General features: G+C 60.2%; 16 protein-coding genes. 4 read left to right on the forward strand and 12 right to left on the reverse strand.

Annotated elements, in window-relative coordinates; all coding sequences use genetic code 11:
* Window positions 1-48: 48 nt before the first annotated feature.
* From CRD20_RS04165 to CRD20_RS04175, 3 genes are all read right to left on the reverse strand, one after another.
* Window positions 49-813: a phosphoadenylyl-sulfate reductase gene (locus tag CRD20_RS04165; protein ID WP_187404885.1), complete on the reverse strand. Its 765-nt coding sequence runs from the start codon at window positions 811-813 to the stop codon at window positions 49-51.
* 250 nt (window positions 814-1,063) lie between these two features.
* Window positions 1,064-2,770 (reverse strand): nitrite/sulfite reductase, encoded by a 1,707-nt coding sequence (locus tag CRD20_RS04170; RefSeq protein ID WP_016421533.1) that lies wholly within the window; start codon window positions 2,768-2,770, stop codon window positions 1,064-1,066.
* A gap of 143 nt (window positions 2,771-2,913) precedes the next feature.
* Window positions 2,914-3,939, reverse strand: a complete 1,026-nt coding sequence (locus CRD20_RS04175) for a sulfite exporter TauE/SafE family protein (RefSeq protein WP_187404886.1) — start codon at window positions 3,937-3,939, stop codon at window positions 2,914-2,916.
* Between the two features lie 253 nt (window positions 3,940-4,192).
* On the opposite strand from CRD20_RS04175, the gene CRD20_RS04180 reads away from it, so the two are divergent.
* Window positions 4,193-5,698: an FAD-dependent oxidoreductase gene (locus CRD20_RS04180; protein ID WP_187404887.1), complete on the forward strand. Its 1,506-nt coding sequence runs from the start codon at window positions 4,193-4,195 to the stop codon at window positions 5,696-5,698.
* A gap of 64 nt (window positions 5,699-5,762) precedes the next feature.
* Window positions 5,763-6,266, forward strand: a complete 504-nt coding sequence (locus tag CRD20_RS04185; RefSeq protein ID WP_048734520.1) for a phosphoribosyltransferase — start codon at window positions 5,763-5,765, stop codon at window positions 6,264-6,266.
* A gap of 86 nt (window positions 6,267-6,352) precedes the next feature.
* Here CRD20_RS04185 and purT read toward each other — a convergent pair whose 3' ends face one another.
* From purT to CRD20_RS04215, 6 genes are all read right to left on the reverse strand, one after another.
* On the reverse strand, window positions 6,353-7,573 hold the full coding sequence (gene purT / locus CRD20_RS04190; RefSeq protein ID WP_101738777.1) for a formate-dependent phosphoribosylglycinamide formyltransferase: 1,221 nt from the start codon (window positions 7,571-7,573) through the stop codon (window positions 6,353-6,355).
* 116 nt (window positions 7,574-7,689) lie between these two features.
* Complete coding sequence (locus CRD20_RS04195; protein WP_187404888.1) at window positions 7,690-8,721, reverse strand: nucleoside hydrolase; 1,032 nt, start codon at window positions 8,719-8,721, stop codon at window positions 7,690-7,692.
* Between the two features lie 96 nt (window positions 8,722-8,817).
* On the reverse strand, window positions 8,818-10,074 hold the full coding sequence (locus CRD20_RS04200) for a glycerophosphodiester phosphodiesterase family protein (RefSeq protein ID WP_069358962.1): 1,257 nt from the start codon (window positions 10,072-10,074) through the stop codon (window positions 8,818-8,820).
* A gap of 193 nt (window positions 10,075-10,267) precedes the next feature.
* Window positions 10,268-10,906 carry an LppP/LprE family lipoprotein gene (locus CRD20_RS04205; RefSeq protein ID WP_070642262.1) on the reverse strand — a complete coding sequence of 213 codons (639 nt, stop codon included), beginning with the start codon at window positions 10,904-10,906 and terminating at the stop codon, window positions 10,268-10,270.
* A 162-nt stretch (window positions 10,907-11,068) separates the two neighbouring features.
* Window positions 11,069-11,659, reverse strand: coding sequence for an LppP/LprE family lipoprotein (locus tag CRD20_RS04210; RefSeq protein ID WP_187404889.1), 591 nt, complete (start codon window positions 11,657-11,659; stop codon window positions 11,069-11,071).
* A gap of 256 nt (window positions 11,660-11,915) precedes the next feature.
* The gene (locus CRD20_RS04215; protein ID WP_016421542.1) at window positions 11,916-13,205 is read right to left on the reverse strand and encodes an adenylosuccinate synthase; all 1,290 of its coding nucleotides are present in this window, start codon (window positions 13,203-13,205) and stop codon (window positions 11,916-11,918) included.
* 51 nt (window positions 13,206-13,256) lie between these two features.
* Here CRD20_RS04215 and CRD20_RS04220 point away from each other — a divergent pair, with 51 nt between their 5' ends.
* Entirely contained in the window at window positions 13,257-14,201 is a 945-nt protein-coding gene (locus tag CRD20_RS04220; protein ID WP_255468703.1) for a hypothetical protein, read from the forward strand.
* Between the two features lie 133 nt (window positions 14,202-14,334).
* Complete coding sequence (locus CRD20_RS04225) at window positions 14,335-15,027, forward strand: DUF1707 domain-containing protein (protein WP_070439015.1); 693 nt, start codon at window positions 14,335-14,337, stop codon at window positions 15,025-15,027.
* A 101-nt stretch (window positions 15,028-15,128) separates the two neighbouring features.
* Here CRD20_RS04225 and CRD20_RS04230 read toward each other — a convergent pair whose 3' ends face one another.
* The 3 genes from CRD20_RS04230 to CRD20_RS04240 form a co-directional block, all read right to left on the reverse strand.
* Window positions 15,129-16,532 (reverse strand): aromatic acid exporter family protein, encoded by a 1,404-nt coding sequence (locus CRD20_RS04230; protein WP_005510217.1) that lies wholly within the window; start codon window positions 16,530-16,532, stop codon window positions 15,129-15,131.
* A gap of 97 nt (window positions 16,533-16,629) precedes the next feature.
* Window positions 16,630-17,040 carry a DUF3151 domain-containing protein gene (locus CRD20_RS04235; RefSeq protein WP_016421545.1) on the reverse strand — a complete coding sequence of 137 codons (411 nt, stop codon included), beginning with the start codon at window positions 17,038-17,040 and terminating at the stop codon, window positions 16,630-16,632.
* A gap of 132 nt (window positions 17,041-17,172) precedes the next feature.
* Window positions 17,173-18,390 carry a glycoside hydrolase family 76 protein gene (locus tag CRD20_RS04240; RefSeq protein ID WP_187404890.1) on the reverse strand — a complete coding sequence of 406 codons (1,218 nt, stop codon included), beginning with the start codon at window positions 18,388-18,390 and terminating at the stop codon, window positions 17,173-17,175.

Consider the following 18,390-nt stretch of genomic DNA (forward strand, 5'->3'; position numbering starts at 1 on the left):
CGGGCGGCTAGTGGCTGGCGGCAAGTAGCTGTCTGCTAGCCGCTCGAACTAGAGGTGCAATCCGCACTCAGTCTTCTCGGAGCCCGCCCAGCGACCCGAGCGCGGATCCGCACCCTCTGCCACTCGCGCGGTGCATGTTGCGCAGCCAATCGACGGGAACCCCTGTTGCGTCAGCGGATGCACAATGAGGTCGTTGTCCTCGATGTACTGGGCAACATCCTCATCTGTCCAGGTGGCCAACGGGTTGAGCTTGATGCGACCAGTCTTGTCGATCTCCAGTACCGGCGTGAGTGCGCGGGTCGGCGCGTCGACGCGCTTCAGACCTGTGACCCAGCCCTCGTAGGGGCGCTTCACGGCAGACAGCGGCTCGACCTTCCGCAATGCGCAGCAACGCGTCGGGTCGGTCTTGTACAGATCAACGCCCTCTTCGGCGTCCTGCTCGGCGCGGGTGCGCTTCGGCTCAATCGACAGCAGTCGGTTGTCGTAACGCTGTGCGACCTGCTCTGCCACGTCGAGGGTCTCCGGGAAGTGGTAACCGGTATCCAGGAAAATCAGATCTGCCTCCGGCGCGTGCCGAGCAGCCAGTTCCGCCAACACTGTGTCCTGCATCGACAGGGTCACAGCCAGTGGCGTGTGCAGGTGCTCCGCACCCCATTCCAGTACTTCCCCAGCAGTAGCGGTCTCCAGCTTGGAGCCCCACTCCAGTGCGAGCTCAATCAGACGGCGAGCAGTTTCCGGGTTGTCCAGCGCGTCTTCACGCGCGAGCGCCTCCTGAGTCTTAATGACCTCAGCGGTTTTCAGTCCCGTGCTCATGACGCCACCTTTCTATCGATATGTCCGTGCAGTTTCACTGTGAATACCCGGCAGCATTCGCGGCATTGCCAGGCGTAATCGGTTTCCAGGTCGGGCCACAGATCATCACCGCCGCAGTAAGGGCAATGCATCACCGCACCCCGGTTCGGATTGGGGTGTGCGCTTCGGCCACCGATTCCCAGTCGCGCTGGCGTCTCGTCTTTTTCGCTTGACGACGGCCCCTGCGACCGAACCCCATTGGGAGATTCACTCACTTCAGGTCCTCCTCATCAGCGCGGACAATCCACTCGCGGAACTGTTCACCCTCGTGGCGCTGCTCCTTGAAGTGATTGACGACGCGCTCGATGTAGTCACCCAGTTCTGCCGAGGTGACCTTGTGTCCGCGAACCTTGCGGCCGAAGTTGGCATCGAGCCCCAGCGAACCACCGAGGTGAACCTGGAAACCCTCGACACGGTTGCCCTCGTCGTCGGTGACAATCTGCCCCTTGAGTCCGATGTCGGCAATCTGCGTGCGGGCGCAGGCATTCGGGCAGCCATTGAGCGCAATGGTGATTGGGACGTCGAGGTCACCGAGGCGTTCCTCCAAGTCGCCCACCAAATCAATTGCGCGCTGGCGCGTGGTGACAAGTGCGAGCTTGCAGAACTCTAGGCCGGTGCAGGCCAGGATGCCCCGTCGGAAAGCTGAGGGCTTGGCAGACAGGCCAATTTCGTCGAGTTCTGCGAGCAGGGAGTCGACCTGGTCGTCGGCGACGTCGAGGAGAATGAGCTCCTTCATCACGGTGGTGCGGACGCGGGAAACACCGTGGCGCTCGGCGATGTCGGCGAGTTTGACCAGATCAGAGCCCGGAACACGGCCAACAGCGGGCTTAACACCGACGTAGTTGAGACCGTCGGCCTGCTTGTGCACGCCGATGTGGTCACGGTCGCCTTCGAAAGGTTCGGGTGCGGGGCCGTCGATAAGCTTGCGGTTGAGGTAGTCGTCTTCGAGTACCTGGCGGAACTTCTCCGCGCCCCATTCGGCAACGAGGAACTTCAGACGCGCACGATTGCGCAGGCGACGGTAGCCGTAGTCCCGGAAGATGCGGCACACGCCCGCCCATACCTCGGGAACCTCGTCCTCTGGGATCCAGGCGCCGAGACGCTGGGCGAGCATCGGGTTGGTGGAGAGACCACCACCGACCCAAACGTCGAAACCGGGGCCGTGCTCTGGATGATTGACACCGACGAAGGCAACGTCCTGGACCTCGTGGGTGACATCGAGACGCGGGGAACCGGAAACTGCCGACTTAAACTTACGCGGTAGGTTGGAGAACTCGTCGCCGGAGAGGTACTCCTCCTTGATGCGGCGGATGGCGTTGGTGCCGTCGACAATTTCATCGGCCGCAACACCGGCAACCGGGCTGCCTAGAATAACGCGGGGAACGTCGCCGCAGCCAAAGTTGGTGTCGAGACCAACTCGCTCAAGGCGGTCCCAGATCTCCGGCATATCTTCGACGCGAATCCAGTGCAGCTGGACGTTCTGGCGGTCGGAGAAGTCCGCAGTGTCGCGGGCGAAATCGCGGGAAATCTCGCCGATGGTGCGAATACCCTCGGTGGTGGTCTGGCCACCGTCGAGGCGGACGCGGAGCATAAAGTACTTGTCCTGCAGCTCGGCGTTGGTCTTCACGCCGGTGTGCTCACCGCTAAGCCCCTGCTTGCGCTGGGTGTAGAGGCCAATCCACTTAAAGCGAGGCGCTAGGTCCTCCGCGGGGATGGAGTCAAACCCCTGCTTGGAGTAGATGTCGATAACACGCTGCTTAACGGCGATGCCAGCATCTTCTTTCTTAATGCGCTCGTCGTCGTTAAGTGGCTCGCGGCCGTCGATAAGCCACTGCCCCTGTGGCTTCGGTGCGCGCTTCTTACGTCGGGTAGCCGCTGCGGAAGCTGGACGCTCGGCGGTTTTCGTAGGAGAGCTCATGGGGAATCTACCGAATCACTTTCGTTTTGTTCTCGTTGACCGAATTAGTTTCTAATCTTTATAGACCGTTTGGTCTACGTTGCATTGCAGGCAACATTAGACCGACCAGTCTGGCTAGTGCAAGCCGGGACACGCTCGGATACCTAGCGGACCCCCGCTTCGCCCACGCGGACACCGTTTTTCGCACCCACTTTGACACCTTCAGAAGCATCCTCGGCCCCGACATCAACCGAAGCGGGTGATGGAGATCCAGAACTAGACACATCAGCCGAGGAAGACTGAGAAGTCGGCTCAAGCTGGATCCGCTGACGCAAACCCGGAAGAGTGTCGTGCGAACGCGCCCACAGCACCAGCGCGACGACAACAAAAGCCCACACGAGCAGCACCGTTGCCAGCACGCCACCAGAAACCAGCGACGAAAACAGAGTGCGAATATTCAGCCCCACCAACACGCCGCCGATCGCAATTCCAAGCAGCCGCGGATTAATGCGCCCCACCAGGTACGCAGCCAAGGGGGCCGCAATCACACCACCGCACAACAAACCAATTACCGGTGCAGCATGCTGGGTGAATTCCTCCCGCAGCTTGGGCAAAAAGCCCAGTACAGCCGCCGAGGCAACGAGAAATTCCGCCGCAGAGACAGTACCGATAATCTTGCGCGGCTGGTCAGCCTCAGCGCCGAGCAAAGTTGAGGTGGTAACAGGCCCCCAACCACCACCTCCAGTGGAATCAAGCAGGCCACCAAAGAGCCCCAGCGGAGCGAGCTTCTTCGCCCCCCAGGCCTTCTTCTTGCGCTTAACATTGGCCAAAAAGGCGAAGCGGATAATCACCCACAGACCGAGGAAAAGCAAGATTGTCGAGGTCACAGGCGTCGCGGCATCACCGTCGAGATTCGCCAAAAAGGTCGCACCAATAAAGGCACCGATAGCACCCGGCACACCAAGACTCAGCGCGCGTCGCCAGTCGACATTGCCGAATCGCCAGTGTGAAATACCGGAGGCCAGTGTCGTACCCACCTCTGCTACGTGAACCACCGCCGACGCAGTGGCAGCACTACTACCAGCAACAATAAACAGCGAAGTAGCGGTGACACCGAAAGCCATCCCCAGAGTGCCGTCGACTAATTGCGCGCCAAGGCCGATTAGCACGAAGACTATGAGTTTTTCCATGACAAGCCCTTCCCCACTTACCCAACCAGAGCCTGCCGTTGCCACGATGCCCGCACGACGAGCCCCCTTCAGAGCTCATTCAGCAGAAGCGATGCGCAGCAAAACCCTCTCAAGCCAAAGCAGTGATTCTTGCGGTGTTTTGTGTTTGCTTTTTGTAGACCAGTTTGTCTATATTCTGTTTCAGCAAGCATAGACCGATTGGTCTACGATAAGCAATCGCGACAAAGAAAACGTAGAAAAAGGATTCCACCCAATGACCAACGACCAGACTGCAGCCCAGAACACGGCCGCTTCCTCACTGCCCGATCTCGCCAACTCCACCACGCCACTGCGTGTAGCCGTGGTTGGCTCGGGCCCGGCCGGTATCTACGCCTCCGACGCGCTGATGAAGTCCGGCCGCGATGTCGCCATCGACCTCTACGAGCGCCTTCCAGTGCCGTTCGGCCTCATCCGCTACGGTGTTGCGCCAGACCACCCGCGAATCAAGGGCATCATTAAGTCCCTACACCGAGTGCTGGACAAGCCGCAGGTTCGACTGCTGGGCAACGTGGACGTCGGCAAGCAGGTCAGCGTTGATGAACTGCGCCAGTTCTACGACGCCATCATCTTCGCCACTGGCGCGACCGGCGACCGCGATCTGAACATCCCGGGCTCGGACCTGCCGGAGCACTACGGCGCCGGTGAGTTCGTAGGTTTCTACGACTCCCATCCGGAGTTCGCCCGCGATTGGGAGCTCTCCGCTGAGTCGGTCGCTGTGATCGGCGTCGGTAACGTGGGCCTCGACGTCGCCCGCATTCTCGCCAAGACTGCCGATGAGCTGCACGTCACCGAAATCGCCGACAACGTCTACGACGGCCTGGCTAAAAACGCCGCCCGCGAAGTCCATGTCTTTGGCCGTCGCGGTCCGGCTCAGGCAAAGTTCACTCCACTGGAGCTGAAGGAACTGGACCACTCTGACACCATTGAGGTTGTCGTGAATCCGGAGGACATCCAGTACGATGCCGCCTCCGAAACGTCCCGTCGCGAGTCCAAGATCACCGATCAGGTCTGTACGATTCTGGAAAACTACGCCATCCGCGAGCCAAAGGGCGCCCCGCACAAGCTCTTCATCCACTTCTTCGAGTCCCCGGTCGAAATCATCGGCGAGACCGGTGAAGATGGAGTACAGCACGTCAGCGCTATCCGCACCGAACGCACCGAACTCGACGGCGAGGGTGGCGTCCGCGGCACCGGCAAGTTCACCGAATGGCCGGTCGGTGCGGTCTACCGCGCAGTCGGCTACCGCTCCGACGCAGTCACCGGCGTACCGTTCGACACCGGCACGCACACCATCCCAGATGCCGGCGGCCGCGTGCTTGACGACATCGACGGCAACCACATCCAGGGCCTGTACACCACCGGCTGGATTCGCCGTGGCCCGGTCGGCCTAATCGGTAACACCAAGGGCGATGCCAACGAAGCTGTCGGCAACCTCATCGCCGACTGGGAGGCAGGTCGCCTGGCCGCACCTGCAAAGCCCACGCATAACGACGTCGACGAGTTCCTGGCCGACAAGGGCCTCCAGGTCACCACCTGGGAGGGCTGGCACGCACTCGACGCCGCCGAGCGTGCCGCGGGCGAAGCCGAAGGCCGCGAGCGCAAGAAGCTGGTCGAGTGGGCTGACATGGTTGCGGCCTCCACGGTCGTCGCAAAGCAGCCAGATGCCGATGACGTGGCCGAAGCTGTGCACGAAGCTGTTGTGGAGACCGTCGCGAGCTAGCGCATCGGGTCTAACCGGACAGTTGATTGTGCACGTCAGTCGGTCTTCGGATTAGAGTTAATACATGGCTTATCATGCAGACTCATCCAACCTGGACGTCAAGGAAGTTCTGACCTGGGAAGGCTTCGGCGTCGCCTCCCGTGAACTCGCACAGCAGATTGTCGACTCGGACTTCGACCCGGAGATTATTATCGCCGTGGCCCGCGGTGGCCTGCTGCCAGCAGGCGCACTCAGCTACACCATGGGCGTCAAGCTCTCTGACGCCATCAACGTCGAGTTCTACACCGACGTGGCGGAGACCCTGCCGGATCCGGTTCTGCTGGAGCCGCTGCTGGACATCGAATCGATTTCCAACCGCCGCCTGCTGGTCGTCGACGATGTGGCTGACTCCGGTCGCACGCTGCATCTGGTGCTCGACCTGCTCAAGAAGCACGGCGCTGAAGTCCGTTCCGCTGTGCTCTACGGCAAGTCCCGCTCGGAGATTGCACCGGACTACGTCTGGAAGCACACCGATGACTGGATCGTCTTCCCCTGGTCGGCCGAGCCACCGGTACAGAAGTCCAAATAGCTCACGCGCTGCCGGAGGCGCACAAAAAAGTGCGCTGCAGCGTTCCTTTCCCAAGCAACACCAGCAGCGCACACTAGGTCGTCGAACTACCCCAGTTCGACGACCTTAATCTTTGATGCCGCCTCCGATGCACGCTCACGAGCAGCGTCGACAGAATCTGCGGTCGAAACAGCAACACCCATGCGGCGACGCGGACCGGCAAACGGCTTACCAAAGATACGAATGTCTGTCTCCGGAATAGCCATGGCCTCAGCTAGGCCGGTGTAGCCCGGCTGCTCGATGTCAGCACCGCCGTAGACTACAGCGGAAGCTCCCGGGGACACCAGCGTGACGTCGATAGGCAGCCCCAGCACTGCGCGCGCGTGCAGCTCGAACTCGGAGAAACGCTGGGTACCCATGGTGACCATGCCGGTGTCATGCGGGCGCGGGCTGACCTCGGAGAACCACACTTCATCGCCGCGGACAAACAGCTCGACGCCGAAGATACCGCGACCGCCCAGCGCGTTGGTGATGCGCGCGGCGACAGAGCGAGCATTGTCCAGGGCGTTTTCGCTCATGGCTGCCGGCTGCCAGGACTCAACGTAGTCACCATCCTGCTGACGGTGGCCGATGGGCTCACAGAACCACGTTGCCCCCTCGCCAGTCTCCGGATCAACGGAGCGCACGGTCAGCAGCGTGATCTCATAGTCGAAATCAACGAAGCCCTCCACGATGACGCGACCGGATTCAACGCGACCGCCACTCATGGCGTAATCCCACGCGGCCTGGACATCCTCCGGCGAACGCAGCGTGGACTGTCCCTTGCCCGAGGAACTCATGACCGGCTTGACCACGCATGGGAAGCCAATCTCATCAACAGCTGCGGTGAACTCATCAAAGCTGGAGGCGAAGTGATAGCGGGAAGTCGGCAGCCCGACCTCTTCCGCAGCCAGGCGGCGAATACCCTCTCGGTTCATGGTCAGCTGAGTCGCCCGTGCGGTCGGAATAACGGTGACGTCCAGCGTCTCATCTTCCTCGACCTCTGCCAGCACCTCGGTTGCCAGAGCCTCAATCTCGGGGACGATGAAGTGGGGCTTGACCTGGAGAATCAGGTCCCGCAGTGCGCTGGGGTCCGACATATTCAACACGTAGGCGTGGTGAGCTACCTGGTGTGCCGGTGCATGCTCGTAGCGATCGGCAGCGTGCACCTCAACGCCAAGACGCTGGAAAGCAATGGTCACCTCCTTGCCGAGCTCGCCAGAGCCGAGCAGCAGCACTCGCGTTGCTCCCGGCTGGTACGGGGTTCCGGTGACTTCGGGGGTGAACATCGAGATAAACTCGCTTTCGTCTACGGCACATACGCTGCGCAACCAGCAGCTGTTAAATTGATTGCCTCCAGCATACGACAGCGAGCTGATTCACCGCGGCGGGCACGGGCGGGAACCTAGCGCGGGAACACCCGCTGGAACTCAGCCAGCGCCACCTCACGGTCAGCGGCCAGGACAACATTCGCCACCGCTCCGGCTGAATCCTCCACCACCTGGCCGCGGCGTGCTGGCTCATCTGCAAAGGTTCGCTTATCGACGCCCACGAGGCGCATCTTCTCCACTTCCCCGGTCACCGCACCGACGGCCACCATCGCAGCGAAGAGGTCATGAACCTGCGCCTTATAACCGACTCCAACTCCCTGGTGGAACTCAAAGTAGAACTTCAGCGAGCGGCGCAGAACACGCAGCAGCTCCGAGTTCATACCGGCATCTCGCCAGGATTCAATCTCAGTATCACTAATGGTGATGGTCTCGGTGACATTGAGCGGAACCAGCGTCGGCACCGGCGCGCCTGCGGCGGTGGCGATGCTGCGCACGGCATCCTCCGGGCGCTCGACGGCCACAGCACCTGCGGTGCCGAACACCTCGGTGACCGCAGTGGGGTCGACCCAGAAGTTCCATTCCGCAAACTCGGTAACGTTACCGTGGTACTCCACAGCACCGCCCATAATGGTCACGCCGTCGAGCTCCCGCATGAGTTCCGGGTACTTCTTCAAAGCGGCCACGTAGGTGGTCATAGGGCCAGTGACCAGCAGGTGCACCTTCTCCCCCGTCGACCGTGCCTGCTCGATGACTCGTCGCCACAGCGCCAGCGGATCCGCCGCTCCTGAGCGCCCCGGTTCGTAGATGACGGCCGGTGGTGCCAGGTTGTAGCCCAGCCCGTACGGGCCATGAGTCTCAGGCGTGGTGGTCAGTTCACGGTCAGCGGGCCCCTCGAAACCGCTGACAACCGGAACCTCCGGACAACCGCAGAGATTCAACATGTACTTGGTGTTGCGAGCGGACCATGCCGCAGTGGTGTTACCACCTGCGCAGGTCACACCCACCAGCTCGATCTCGCCTGCGGTATGCAACCCCGCGAGGTAGACGAGAGCAAGACTGTCATCGATACCCGTGTCAACGTCGGCAAGCACTTTCAAACGCGTCATAAGGTCAAGTGTGACACGAAACATGCTCGGCCCGCAGAGCTAAACATGGGCAAAACAGGGATACAGACGAGTTTCCGCTGGTGCTGGCCGGGTTTACTAGTTCGTCGACATCGCTGCATCACCCACCGGAGCGGACTCCGGCAGCGGCATTTTCAGCTCGGCCAAGACCTCGCGCAGTCGCGTCGGGTAGTCGGTGATGATGCCGTCGACACCAGCGGCAATTTGCTCGCGCATGGTCTCCTTTTCATTTACGGTCCACGGCACCACCTTCATGCCGGCCTCATGCGCACGGGAGATTAGCTCCGGCGTGGCGACCGGGTGGTAGTCAGCATCTGACGGTGTCTTGCCGTAAGGAATGCTGTGCGTCGGCGAGAGCACCTGCACGCCGAGCTGCTTGGCGGCCTCGATGATGTCGCCATTGACCTCGTCGTAATTGACATCGCCAATCCAAGGAGAATCCTTCTTCCAGGTGGTCTCGTCCCACAGCATGACCAGCGGAATCTCCGGGTTCCGTTCCGCGACCAGCGGCAGCGAGCGCCAATCGAAGGACTGAATCATCACACGATTAGCCACACCCGCGCGGTCAATCTCGTCGAGAATCACATCGACGAACTCCTGCGGTTCTGCCGAGTCAGCGCGCTTTTCGCCCTCAATCTTGGTCTCAATGTTGAAGTGGATGTCCTGGTTGTCCTTAGTCAGCTCGAACAGCTCCGGCAGGGTCATCATCCTATTGCCCTTGATTGGCTCCGCATCCGGAAAGTCCTCGAGCTTCTTGTCACAGACCAGGGTTTGTACCTGCTCATAGGTGAGATCATGTACGAGCTTGCCGACGTACGGGTACTGCGGATCCCCCTCCGTCACTGGCTCGGTGTCCGAGCACTTATCGTCTTGGATCTCCGGATCGTGCCAGACCATAGGCACGCCATCCTTCGTCAGGACGATGTCCAGCTCCAACGTCGTAACGCCCAGCTCCAACGAGTTGATCATCGCCTGCTTGGACTCCTCCGTCCACTCACCGCGACCACCACGGTGCGACTGCAGATCAAAACCCTCCGGCAGCTTAGCCATCGCAGCCGGCCGCACATTCGCGGCCGCATTCAGCTCAGCGACCTGCTGCTTTTCAAAGGTCTTCTCTTCGCTCGACGTAGTGCTGACCGCGCTTGCACTGCTTGACGACGACGCCGCGTCGTTGTCTGCATCATTGCTGCAGGCTGCAATAGGAGAAATAGCAAACGCGCCCATAGCGATGGCCGCGATTGCGCGGCGCGTGCCGTGGACGCGTGAATTCTGAGGCTGCTCGCTCTGCTTGGTCCGTTCGTCAAACATGGAGTCAGATGAGTTGCGAGAAGACATGGCCGGTGATTTTTCCTCTTTGGGCGTAGTATTAGCGACTTCATAGCGACGGCATAGTACCGACAACACAGTGTCGACAAACTACCGTCGGAGGTTTACGGAACACAGAAATCTGGGTGAAAACTGTGTGGTGCGCCACTACTTTAAAACGGCCTGACAGCACTCGCATCTGGAGAGAGTGCGGGGTGAGCGTTTAATTCCCCTCTGCCTTTGGAATCTCGCCTTCTTGAGCAACCTCTGCCCCATCCCAGGAGTACGTAACGGGAGCGTTGTACTGGTCTTTAAAGGCGAAGGCACCGCCGTCTTCGATCATTTTATTGACATCGAAGAAATTGACGGTCACAGTTTTGCCATCACCCTCGACCGAGTTGATTGTCTGCGGACCACCGGCGGTCCCCACGTACTCGCCCTTATGAAACAGCAGCACTGCACCAGCGGTAGTTGAATGCGTAATTTCATTCTGTACTGCTGAGGCAAAGGTCAACTCGCTGGTGGTATCCCAGTTCGTATCGTCCGTGACTGTCCAACCGCTGCCATTGCCACCTTCCATTGAGTTCAGGTCGGCAACCGCTTCTTCGAAAGCCTCTTCCTGAGTTGGCGCAGAAGAACCCCCATCGGAGTCGTTGTCATCGACATCCGGATTGGGGGTATCTGCACTTTCACTGTCATCCTCGACAGTGGTGGTCGTAGTGATGGTCGTCGTTTCTTGATCTACCTGAGAAGCAGAGGTCGGTGCTGCGGTCTCATCAGTGGAGCAACCGGACAAAGCCACTACACCTGCGACCGCCGCGCTAACCAGCATCGACCCGCGACGAACTGAATGACCACTCATGGCTGGAACCTCTTCTGTTCTCTCAAGTTTTCTCAAGCACTGCGCTACGACGGAGCATTACTTTCTCATGTCCGACTCTGAATTGAGTTTACTTGGGAAAACTCAAGAGACCCCGGGAGTGTCCAAGAATTTTCGAAAGCTCTCGAAAATTCTCGGGAGTCCTTAGGAAGCGGGTGTCGCGCCGCCGGGAATCTTGCCCTCGTGGACGACGTGATCTCCGTTCCAGAAGAAGTGAACATTAGAGGTGAACTTGGCCGCATCAGCGTTCGGCGCACCTGCGGCCTCCTGGGCCTCCCAGTCGTGGTAGATGACCGAGATGTTCTTACCATCAGGGGTCGGCGTCACCTTGTTGATGTGCTGAGGCCGGTCAGAGTCCGTACCAATGAACTCACCCTTGTGGAACATCAACAGCACAGTGGAGGACTGAGCGTTGCCCTGCTTGGCCTGATCTGCGAGAGCAAAGCTCAAATCGCTACACGGGCTGAAGTTGGAGGTGCCAGTGTACTTCCACCCATCATGGTTGTTCGGGCGCTCCCTGTTGACCTTATCCAGGGCCTCCTGGATTTCAGGTGCTGCCGGGTTCGGGGTACAGCTATCCGCCTGCGCGGGAGCTGGAGCCGGTGCCGGCGCTGGGGCCGGTTCCGCCTGAGCCGCAGGAGCTGCAACGGCTCCACCTATTGCGGAGAAAACCATCGCGCCGGAAAGTACGGCGGAACTTGCCAGTCGTTGTACTCGGTGTCCTGTGTTTTGCATGAAAACCACACGCCTTCTGTCGTTTGGACTTCTGTCGTTGGACTACGCGGTGAGGCCTACGATACAAAAATGACTCTGGGATGCCAGTGCCAACTGACAATTCCCAGAGCCTTCTCGTGGTTAGCAAATGTTCTTTTTTACAGCAGCCAGCAGTTTCGACACCGAAGATATTTTATTTAACAGTTCGATAAAGCCGGGTCGAAAGCCGGACTATTTTCCGGCTAGTTCGCCACTGCCCCAGGCTAAGGAGCCAGCGCTAGTTGTCCAGCACGTCGTGGACAACGATGGTCTGGTCACGACCCGGGCCAACACCGATGTAGGAAATGCGAGCGCCAGAGAGCTCCTCCAGGCGGTTCAGGTAATCCTTGGCCTTGTCCGGCAGCTCATCGAAGGTGCGGCAGCCAGTGATGTCTTCGTCCCACGCAGGCATGGTCTCGTAAATCGGGACAGCGTGGTGGAACTCCGACTGGGTGAGTGGCATTTCGTCGTGACGCACGCCATCAACGTCGTAAGCGACACAAATCGGAATCTCGCCGATACCGGTCAGGACGTCCAGCTTGGTGATGAACAGATCCGTGAAACCGTTGACGCGCGCGGCGTAGCGAGCCAGCACCGAGTCGTACCAACCACAGCGGCGCTTACGGCCGGTGTTGACTCCGACCTCACCGCCGGTGGTCTGCAGGTACTCGCCCCACTTGTCGAACAGCTCCGTCGGGAACGGGCCAGCACCGACGCGGGTGGTGTAGGCCTTCATGATGCCCAGCACCGAAGTGATCTTCGTCGGGCCGATGCCGGTGCCCACGCAGGCACCACCAGCGGTTGGGTTCGAGGAGGTCACGAACGGGTAGGTGCCGTGGTCGACATCGAGCATGGTGGCCTGGCCGCCCTCCATGAGGACGTGCTTGCCGGCGTCCAAAGCCTGATTGAGCTCAAACTCCGAGTCGATAATCATCGGGCGCAGACGATCGGCGAAGCCCATGAAGTAATCAAAGACCTCATCCGGATCGATGGCGCGGCGGTTGTACAGCTTGACCAGAATCTGGTTCTTCTGAGCCAGCGAAGACTCAATCTTCTGGCGCAGAATCGACTCGTCCAGAATGTCCTGGACACGCAAGCCCGTACGGCCGACCTTGTCGGCGTACGTCGGGCCGATACCGCGGCCAGTAGTGCCGATAGCGCGCTTACCCAGGAAGCGCTCGGTCACGCGGTCCAGCGTCTGGTGGTACGGAGCAACCATGTGGGCATTGCCGGAAACGCGCAGGCGGGAGGCCTTTGCACCGCGAGCTTCGAGGCCATCAATCTCGTCGAAAAGCGCCTCGAGGTTGACCACACAGCCGTTACCGATAATCGGCACAGCGTTTTCCGACAGCACACCCGCCGGAAGCAGCTTCAGCTCGTACTTCTCACCGCCGACGACAACGGTGTGGCCGGCGTTATTGCCACCGTTGGGCTTGACGACGTAGTCGACGCGGCCACCGAGAATATCGGTTGCTTTGCCCTTGCCCTCGTCGCCCCACTGGGCACCGACGATAATGATTGCGGCCATAGTCCTACTTCAACTCCTGGGATTGCAGACGACGCATTAGAGTGTAGTCCTATGCGTATTGTTGTGCTGCAGTGTGGCCCCGATGTACCCGCGTTTCCCCAATTGCTCCGCCAATCATGGTCTACATCAGCACCGTCCACACCATCAGCACCAGCTACTCCGGCACCACCCGCCTATGCGCTTCACGACGTCGCGATGATCCCCACCCGCAAGGAGCTGGCTTTCATCGACGACCTGGCCAAGGACGTACTGCCTGTCGATACAGCTCCGACGCCGGAGGAAATCTCCAAGCAGAAAAAAGTCGACCACTTAGGCGCTCCGCAACCCGCTCCGCAAAAGCCGAGCGAGCCGTTACGAATTGTGGTCGTTGGCACCGACGCGGCACTGGCTACCGTGGCAACCTACCTGATGCGCAAGAACCTCCTGTGGATTGAAGTGGCACATGTCCCCACCGCGCCCTCGACCGCGGCCAAAAACTGGGGCATCGATGGAGGGGAAGGGCTCGATGCGGCGGCCGCGCTCACGCGCCCGACGACGCCAGTGCCGCTGATTCGCGATGACACCGGGCACGCAATTGTTGGTTACGCCCTACTGACAGAGCCGGGAATTACCGGAGTGTCCTCGGCAAACGGGTTTACTGGCGAGGTCTATGTCGACGAGCATCAGATGTTCTCCGGCACATCCACCGGCCTGCAGATTCGCCCTACCCCCGACGCCCCGGGCATCGTTGCGGCCGAAGTTCCGGCTCCGGAAGCGGAAATCGGTAACGAGGGTGAGGGCGACAAAGGCCTGCTGAGCCGACTCGGATTGGGGCGCGGTGGCCGTCGTAAAGCGAAAGAAGCCCCGGCCCGCGAGCTACACCGTCCGATGACGGGTCGGGCAGTTCAAGTTGGTGGCCTGGGCTTCCGATATGTGCGCGATGGCGTGGAGTCACGAAAGCCGAGAGAGAAGACAACTCTGTACCGACACCTTCGCGACTTGCAGATTGTGCACTAACTGCGGCGGGCAATAGCCACGGTCTGCCTGTGCGAAAGTGGCGTGCATGAAAGTGACCTGCGCGAAAGTTCGAGTACAGATAACATTTGGGTGTTAAAGCCACTGCCCGCCACTGCCTCGATAGGACAGCATCATGACTGACAACACCCCACGGCTACGCGCTGGCGACCAAGCCCGCCACACTGCGCTGGAACGCTTGGAATGGGCATTCCGCGATGGCCAGATTGACTTTGCGGAACTGCAGGAGCGCACCGAGAAAGCCCAAAAGGCGACGTACATCGATGAGTTGCCCGCATTGACACAAGACTTGTCGCTGCCCGCGAACCTGGCCGAGCCGACTCCACATGCGCACCCAAACCCTAACCTGCGCCCGAACCTACACAGCGTCCCGGACGAGCACCATTCAGTGGCACCAAATGCAGCCAGCAATCATCAGCCAGCTCGGATTGATAGCTCCGCTGCGGCAACTGGTTCGAAGCTCTCCATCGGCATCTTTGGCGGCACCGACAAGAGAGGCCCTTGGACGTGCGCTCCCACGCACACCACGGTAGCGGCCTTCGGCGGGACTGGCTTGGATTTCCGCGAGGCCATCCTGACCGCGGAAACCACTGTCGTCAACATTGGCTGCGCCTTCGGTGGAGTCGACGTCATTGTCCCCGACCACTACCAAGTTGATGTCGACGTGCTGCCCATCTTCGGCGGCACGGATGTTACTGGAAAGCCGGGACGTCACCTTCCAGCTCCTGGCGCCGGACAGGCTCCGAAGATTATTGTGCGCGGCTTCGTCGCTTTCGGCGGCGTCGAGGTCAAGCGCGTACCGCACTAGAGCATGCTGCAATAGCACGTGGGCAGTAGCATGTGCGCCGGAGCACGTGGGCAGTAACCGACGGGCGCCTAGCGAGCCGCTACTCACCCACTCCTCACCGGCTACTCGTCCCATACCTCCGGCGGCATTGCTGGGAACGGGGTCGTCGGCGGCAGCGTTGCCACAGCTGAACGCCTGGACAGGCCACACACCTGCAACAGGTCCACCACCAATGAGCGGGACTGCGCAAACACAACCTGTTCCGACAGCGTTGCGTCCTCGATCACGCGTGGGTGCATTTTCGCCGCTAAACGACGCAAGTACCGAACCACGTCTTCAAGCTTGACCTCTCCGGATCCCTCGGAAAGCTGAGCGATAGCGATGTCGCCGGACTCGAAAGGCAACTCGCCCCACTCTGGGATTCGGCGCACGGCGGCTTCGTCGTCAAGCACATGACTGACCAGACGCGTACCTTCAGACACGCCGAGAACAAGTGCGCACAGTTCGGACGAGAAGTCGATGTGGTCCTCACGTGCTGTGATAGCGCGACGCGCGAGCACACGGATGTTGCGCATGGCGTTGTCGACGGGATGAACCATACGTGACAGCGAGTGGATTCGATCCCGGGAGCGCCAGAGCAACGGCGAGATACGGACCTGCTCGCCCGCGTCGGCGACAGTGCGGTCCATCAGCGAGACTTGCGCCTGCATGGAGCGCACCACGCTCAGTGCGGTGCGGATGCGATCGGTGTCGCCCTCTTTCATGCCGATGCCGATGTCATAAAGTACATCTGCACCCATGTCGAGGACCTTGGCCACCTTGCGGCGAGCACCCGCCAGCGGGCTTCGCGGCAATATCATGAGCACAATAATGCCCACCACACCACCGACGAGAGCATCGATCATTCGGTAATAAGAACCAGCGGTGCCCGGCGGAATAATGGTGGCGATGAGCACGGCTGAAGATGCCGCTTGGTTGACCACAAGCGGTCCTCGACCGACAAACACACCGATGACCATGGCGACAAACACACCGACGGTCAGCTGCCAGATACCCGAGCCGAGGATGGAGATAATCACATCACCAATGCCGACTCCCAACGAGGCACCGAGCACCAACTCCACAGAGTGCTTTAAGCGAGGACCTGCGGTCATCACGTTGAGGCTGATGAAAGCGGCCATCGGCGCGAAGAACGGGTTGGGGTGCCCCAGTACCTCAAGTGCGAACCAGTAGGCCAACCCAGCGGCTAACGTGGCTTGGACAATGAGCATCCAACGGGAGCGCACACGGTCAATCGCATGGAGGAAACGCGTGCGGGGCCTCACTTTCTGACGCAGCTTGTTTGCTGCGCGGGAGGCCGGATGTAGGTACGTATTGCGAAAATCTTGGAAATCCGGGCGCGGATTATCCTCGACGAATTGCGTTTCCTTAGCTTCGACGAGGTCGTCGACATGCGCGGGAGCAAGGTCCTCTAGATTCCTGGCAGCTGCGGCATCCTTATCTTCCCCACCAGCTATGCCAGCCATGCCGAAGTCACCATCCTCATGTAAAAAACTGTGCGCTTTTTATGTACCCGTTGTGCTGTTGTGCACTCTTATGTGCCCGCTGAATCTCTGTGCGCGATTAAAGACCCAGTTCTGGCAACGCGGATTCATCACTGTCACGCAGCAACGCCATCATGCGATCGAATTCATCATCCTCGCCGATAGCCTTAGCAGCCTTAGCCAACGCTGCGAAGGCGCGGAGCACACCACGATTCGGCTCGTGCTCCCACGGAATGGCTCCGAACCCCTTCCAGCCGTTTCCACGCAGCAGGTCCAGACCGCGGTGGTAACCAGTGCGAGCGAAGGCATAGGCCTGAATCTCCTGGCCCTCGGACAAGGCGCTTTCAGCCAAATCCGCCCAAGCCTGGGAATCGCGCGGGCATGCGCGAACCACGGCCTCCGGGCTTGCGCCACCGTTGCGGGCAGCAACGGCCTCGTCAAGAACGGGGAGCTTCACGGGAGCAGGAGCCATCATGTCATTGAGTTTCATGCGTCCTATTGTGCCAGGCATCACGTGGCGATGGCAGGGGCTCAGTAGGTGACTCCCTGTTGGCAACGGCGGGCACAGCGCGGTGGTACAACGTCGGCAAGCGCCAGATGACGACCAACTAGCGTTCCCCGACTACTCCGGGCAGCTCGGCTTCGTCGAACCCAACGACTCACCATTTTCCAGCTTGGTCGCAACAAAATCGGCCACTCGGGCGCACGCTTCCATCAGCATCCAACCCGACAGTTGGACAGAGAGGTCACGCTCCTTAATCGCCGAACCGCGAACCGCGCCACCGACTGATTGCGCAACCGAACCGCCCTGTGGGAACTGAGCATTATCGTTCCAATCTGCGGGGAAAAGCGGCAGGCCATCAACCTCGAGGCGGTGGTACCAGCACTTCTCCCCCGAAGCCAGAACCAGTCGGCGAGCAATGCGAGCTGCCGCGCGATTCATGCGATTGTCTCCAGGCAAACGCACCGCCGCATCGGCGAGGTATCGCACCAGGATGCCGTTGAACAGACCACCATCGCCGCCACCGGCACCGGCGATAACATTGTCGGTGGTCGCCAAATCCTTTGCCACCGCGTGGATGAGGTTTTGCACGCGCGTGAAATACTTCGTCGCCTGTTCACGCTGGCCGTGCGCCCGAAGCGCAAGTCCCACTTCGAGGCAAGCGCCAATCATGACACCCTGGTTGTACGTAAACATGCCCTTCTGCACGACGGCACCTGCCATGGACAAGCGAATGCCGTCGTAGAGCAGCCCTGAGTCCGACAGGAGGTTGGCGTAAACCCAATCGATAAGTTCCTCTGCCTCCTTGATACGACCAGCCCGGGCCAGAGCGATGGCTGCAGGACCGTTCGAGGGGACGTTGAAAAAGAGGTCCTGCTCACGCCACGGCAGCACACCCGTGGACTCCTGCCGACCATCGCCCAAGCATGAAATCAGCCGTGCTGTCGTCTTCTTGGGCACCGATGCGCCGAGGACAGCGTCGGCACGCCCGAGCGCCAACGCCATCCACGCGCGATCGTCGTAGTACTTGTTCTTGGTCAGCAGCGTGAGGTTGCGAATGCGGATACCCCGAGTGGTCTGGCGGATAGCGCGGTACTTCTCCTTAGAAGGCACGCGCTTGGCTGCGTCTACCAGGCAGTCGAGATACTGCGCCTGCCACCAGTAATGCCAGTTGATGAAGACCTTATGTCGAAGCGGCGCGGGCCAGGAAGCCATTGCCAAATTCGTGCCCGGAAGACCCCACAGCTTCGCCGCATGACGGTTGCGAATCGCCTGTTCAGCCACGTCCGCACGATAGGCCCACGTTTCGGCCTCCGGACGCGACATTTTTAGAACCAC

The sequence above is a fragment of the Corynebacterium sp. LK33 genome (assembly GCF_014334955.1).
Taxonomy (GTDB): Bacteria; Actinomycetota; Actinomycetes; order Mycobacteriales; family Mycobacteriaceae; genus Corynebacterium; species Corynebacterium jeikeium_D.

Excerpts from the sequence above, each read along its gene's own strand:
- CRD20_RS04235 (WP_016421545.1), bottom strand. The coding sequence starts at position 17,040 with ATGAAACTCAATGACATGATGGCTCCTGCTCCCGTGAAGCTCCCCGTT.
- purT (WP_101738777.1), bottom strand. The coding sequence starts at position 7,573 with ATGTTCACCCCCGAAGTCACCGGAACCCCGTACCAGCCGGGAGCAACG.
- CRD20_RS04175 (WP_187404886.1), bottom strand. The coding sequence starts at position 3,939 with ATGGAAAAACTCATAGTCTTCGTGCTAATCGGCCTTGGCGCGCAATTA.
- CRD20_RS04200 (WP_069358962.1), bottom strand. The coding sequence starts at position 10,074 with ATGTCTTCTCGCAACTCATCTGACTCCATGTTTGACGAACGGACCAAG.
- CRD20_RS04195 (WP_187404888.1), bottom strand. The coding sequence starts at position 8,721 with ATGACGCGTTTGAAAGTGCTTGCCGACGTTGACACGGGTATCGATGAC.
- CRD20_RS04165 (WP_187404885.1), bottom strand. The coding sequence starts at position 813 with ATGAGCACGGGACTGAAAACCGCTGAGGTCATTAAGACTCAGGAGGCG.
- CRD20_RS04210 (WP_187404889.1), bottom strand. The coding sequence starts at position 11,659 with ATGCAAAACACAGGACACCGAGTACAACGACTGGCAAGTTCCGCCGTA.
- CRD20_RS04215 (WP_016421542.1), bottom strand. The coding sequence starts at position 13,205 with ATGGCCGCAATCATTATCGTCGGTGCCCAGTGGGGCGACGAGGGCAAG.
- CRD20_RS04205 (WP_070642262.1), bottom strand. The coding sequence starts at position 10,906 with ATGAGTGGTCATTCAGTTCGTCGCGGGTCGATGCTGGTTAGCGCGGCG.
- CRD20_RS04180 (WP_187404887.1), top strand. The coding sequence starts at position 4,193 with ATGACCAACGACCAGACTGCAGCCCAGAACACGGCCGCTTCCTCACTG.
- CRD20_RS04220 (WP_255468703.1), top strand. The coding sequence starts at position 13,257 with ATGCGTATTGTTGTGCTGCAGTGTGGCCCCGATGTACCCGCGTTTCCC.
- CRD20_RS04170 (WP_016421533.1), bottom strand. The coding sequence starts at position 2,770 with ATGAGCTCTCCTACGAAAACCGCCGAGCGTCCAGCTTCCGCAGCGGCT.
- CRD20_RS04185 (WP_048734520.1), top strand. The coding sequence starts at position 5,763 with ATGGCTTATCATGCAGACTCATCCAACCTGGACGTCAAGGAAGTTCTG.
- CRD20_RS04225 (WP_070439015.1), top strand. The coding sequence starts at position 14,335 with ATGACTGACAACACCCCACGGCTACGCGCTGGCGACCAAGCCCGCCAC.
- CRD20_RS04230 (WP_005510217.1), bottom strand. The coding sequence starts at position 16,532 with ATGGCTGGCATAGCTGGTGGGGAAGATAAGGATGCCGCAGCTGCCAGG.